The organism is Hyphomonas sp. (genome assembly GCF_040882205.1).
Taxonomy (GTDB): Bacteria; Pseudomonadota; Alphaproteobacteria; order Caulobacterales; family Hyphomonadaceae; genus Hyphomonas.
Window position 1 is genome coordinate 1 of the sequence record NZ_JBBEBT010000223.1, and the last position, 3,085, is coordinate 3,085.

3 protein-coding genes and 2 pseudogenes are annotated in these 3,085 nt (G+C 66.3%); all 5 read right to left on the minus strand.

From position 1 onward, the window contains the following. Nucleotides 1-1,181, minus strand: a pseudogene (locus WEA77_RS09365) (conjugal transfer protein TrbE); the annotation flags it as partial. A 6-nt stretch (nt 1,182-1,187) separates the two neighbouring features. Continuing rightward, on the minus strand, nt 1,188-1,454 hold the full coding sequence (locus tag WEA77_RS09370; protein WP_368067611.1) for a VirB3 family type IV secretion system protein: 267 nt from the start codon (nt 1,452-1,454) through the stop codon (nt 1,188-1,190). Continuing rightward, nucleotides 1,454-1,786 carry a TrbC/VirB2 family protein gene (locus WEA77_RS09375; protein WP_368067612.1) on the minus strand — a complete coding sequence of 111 codons (333 nt, stop codon included), beginning with the start codon at nt 1,784-1,786 and terminating at the stop codon, nt 1,454-1,456. The genes WEA77_RS09370 and WEA77_RS09375 overlap by 1 nt, the downstream gene beginning before the upstream one ends. Continuing rightward, nucleotides 1,783-2,739: a P-type conjugative transfer ATPase TrbB gene (gene trbB, locus WEA77_RS09380; protein WP_368067613.1), complete on the minus strand. Its 957-nt coding sequence runs from the start codon at nt 2,737-2,739 to the stop codon at nt 1,783-1,785. Before trbB ends, WEA77_RS09375 begins: the two co-directional genes overlap by 4 nt. Next, a pseudogene (locus WEA77_RS09385) lies at nt 2,736-3,085 on the minus strand (hypothetical protein); the annotation flags it as partial. The pseudogene WEA77_RS09385 and the gene trbB, both read right to left, overlap by 4 nt.

Here is a 3,085-nt window from a genome sequence, read left to right on the forward strand (position 1 = left end):
AGCACAGACCGCCGGATATCGGCGTAGGCCTGCCCCGGCAGGCTGCCGAGCCAGGCTTCGACCGCATTGACACTCTCAAGCTCGGTCACGAACCCAAGCGCGTCCGTCGTCTGACGGATCAGCCGGACCGCTTCATCGGCGGCAGCTTCACTCGCTTCCGCGACCGTGATCGTCAGCGTGACATACCCTGCCCCGCAGCCTTCACCGAGAAGCCTCTGCAGCGCGGCGTCGGCGTCGCTGGCCTGGATTGCCGCATCATTGTCCTGCAGCTGCGCCTCTTCCCGGAACAGCGCTTCCCGGATCAGGGTAAGCAGGCCCTTGCGCTTCGAAAACCAGCGCTTGCGGGTCCACTCGATCTCCCGGCGCGCCTCTTCCTGCGAGAGCGCCAGGAACCGCGTCACCCAGCGATAGGAGACCGGCAAGCGGTTCAGTGCATCGAGCAGGCCCGGTTCGCTGGCGCTGACGAAACTGCGCACCGAGAGAATTCGAAGGTGATGCGATCCGAGTTTAGGGGCGAGACCGCCAACAAGCGGCGAATCGATCAACAGCTGATCGAGATGGAACGGGGTCCCCGGAACCCTGATCCTTGAGAGACGCCGGTCTGAGATCGCATCATGGACGAACCCGAGCATCGCCTCATCCTCCAGCCAGCGCGCCTCCGGCATCAGCGGCTCCAGCGCCATCCGGAACTGGTCTGTCTCTTCGGCGAACCGGGCGAGGTGCGCACGGTAGTCGGTCGCTGATGCTTTTGAGCCGCCTTCGAACAGCAGGGATTCAAGCCAGGACTGCTTTTCTTCCGGCGGCAGGAAAGTCAGTGTCAGGAAATACTCGGTCTCGAACCTTGCCCCCGCCGTCTCGAACAGGACGCGCCGCTCCTCATCGATCAGCCAGGCAAGCCCCTGCCCGAACACCGCGTCCGGATACCCGGGCGCAGGCCGCCGCCTTGCCTCGGCATGCAGGCACCAGCCGGACTCGAACCGGCGCAGCGCCGATGCGAGACGGTTTGAAGTTCCCATCAGCTCGGTCAGTGACGCCGAATCGAGATCCGGCCCCCGGAACGCCAGCGTGCGCTGGAACGCGCCGTCCTTGTTCAGGATAATGCCCGGCGCGACCAGCCCGGCCCAGGGCAGGTAGTCGCTGAGCCTGGCGCCGCGGCGGCGATAAGGGCGGAGGTCAAACATCGTCTGTCAGGTCCCGAAGTATGTGGGTTTGGCGAGGTGGCGCGGCCAGGTCTCGAGGAACCATGGGTCACGCGCCGCCGCCCAGGCCGCCGCGCCCTGCAAGACCGCCCAGAGCGGCAGCCCGATCAGCGGCTGCTGAAGCCCGAACGCAATCGCCGCGCAGGTCGTGGCATTGAGGATCGCAAAGCTGCGCGGCACGCCGCCCAGCAGAACGGGCCGCGTCAGAGAAGTGTGAAGCGGGATCACGAACCCCTCGGGCAGCGCCTCGGCCATCAGAGCACCGCGCCGCCGGCGAAGCCAAAGAAGTCGAGGAAGAACGAGACCGCAGCAAACATGACCGCGATGCCGAGGCCAACAAAGGCGAGCTTCCTCACCCCGCCGCCGCCTTCCGAAAACATGATCGCGATCCCGGCAAGCACGATTCCGATTACGGCCGCTCCGCGCGCGACAGGCCCGGTCACCGAATCGACAACCTGTTCCAGCGGGCCCTCCCAGGGCATGCCCGAGCCTGCAGCAAATGCCGGCAAGGCCGACAGGGTGGCAATCGCGGCAAGCGCCGCCGTCTTCCAGGCGAGGCGTCTCGCCGTATACGGATGAAGGTTCATTCTAAGTCTCCCTTGGTTGGATGGGTTGTGGTCTTGAGGTCGAGAAGCTCGGTGATGCGCCGGCCAGAGGCCGTTCGCGCGATGAACACGATGAGATCGACCGCCGAGGCGATCAGGCGCCGGGGGCTTGCCACCTGCGCCTCAAGGCAGAGATCCTCGAGCCGCAGGCACGCGTCCTGCGCAGAATTTGCATGCAGCGTCAGAAGGCCGCCCGGATGGCCGGTGTTCCAGGCCTTCAGCACATCCAGCGCCGCGCCGCTGCGCACTTCGCCGACAATGATCCGGTCCGGGCGCAGACGCAGCGCGTCCTGAACCAGATCGCGGAGCGTCACCTCTGGCGACGTGAGCTTGGTCAGCATCTGGACTGTGTTGGCGCCCGTGACTTGCAGTTCTTCGGTGTCTTCAATGACGATGAGGCGGCTTTGCCTCATGCACGCCTCTGCCAGCAGCGCATTGAGCAGCGTCGTCTTGCCCGAGCCTGCCCCGCCCGCAACGATGATGTTGCGCCGGCCCTCGAGGGCTTGCCTGAGTGTCCGGACCTGTTCGGGCGTCGCGCTCCCCTCGGCGACATAATCATCCAGCGTATGGATGCGGTCCGGGCGCTTGCGGATCGCAAACACGGGCCCGGCGACGACCGGCGGCAGCATCGCCTGAACCCGCGCGGCGCTGCCCGGCAGGCTCGCCGAGAGACGCGGCTGGTCCGGGCCGACAGTGATACCCGCTGCATGCGCCATCAGGCGGATCGCTGCTTCGCGGTCATTGGCCGAAAGTTGGACGCCGGTCGGCGTCAATCCCGTGCTCAGACGGTCGATCCAGACCGAACCATCGGCATTGACCAGTATTTCTGCGACAGCCGGATCGGCGAGCGCCGCCCCGAGCGCAGGCCCCAGCGCGCCGTCCAGCACCGAGAGCCGCCGGACTTCCGAAATGGCCGGGCTGGAGACGGCGCTCATGAGGAGGAGGCCTCCAGATTGCCGTGCGCGTCCCAGTCTTCGTCTTCATCGGCGCCGACGGCGTGCAAGTGCGCGAGCCCGCCCTGGGACTGGGTGATCGAAGCGATGTCGAGAAACCGGTCGAGGCGCGCGTCGGCGCTTGCGGCCAGGCTGGCTTCGAGCGCCGGCTCCAGCGGCGGATTGTGTTCAAGCCAGACCTTCACGAAGGTCAGCAGGAGCTCAGTCTGGGTCTTCAGCTCCGGCATGACTTTGTTCACTTCGTCCTCTATCCGGAAGAGCTGGCGCTTCTGGCTGTCTTCGGCGGCGCGTGCGGGCCCCTCGGCGCCCAGCGCCAGGTAGGCCAGCA

Excerpts from the sequence above, each read along its gene's own strand:
- trbB (WP_368067613.1), bottom strand. The coding sequence starts at position 2,739 with ATGAGCGCCGTCTCCAGCCCGGCCATTTCGGAAGTCCGGCGGCTCTCG.
- WEA77_RS09375 (WP_368067612.1), bottom strand. The coding sequence starts at position 1,786 with ATGAACCTTCATCCGTATACGGCGAGACGCCTCGCCTGGAAGACGGCG.
- WEA77_RS09370 (WP_368067611.1), bottom strand. The coding sequence starts at position 1,454 with ATGGCCGAGGCGCTGCCCGAGGGGTTCGTGATCCCGCTTCACACTTCT.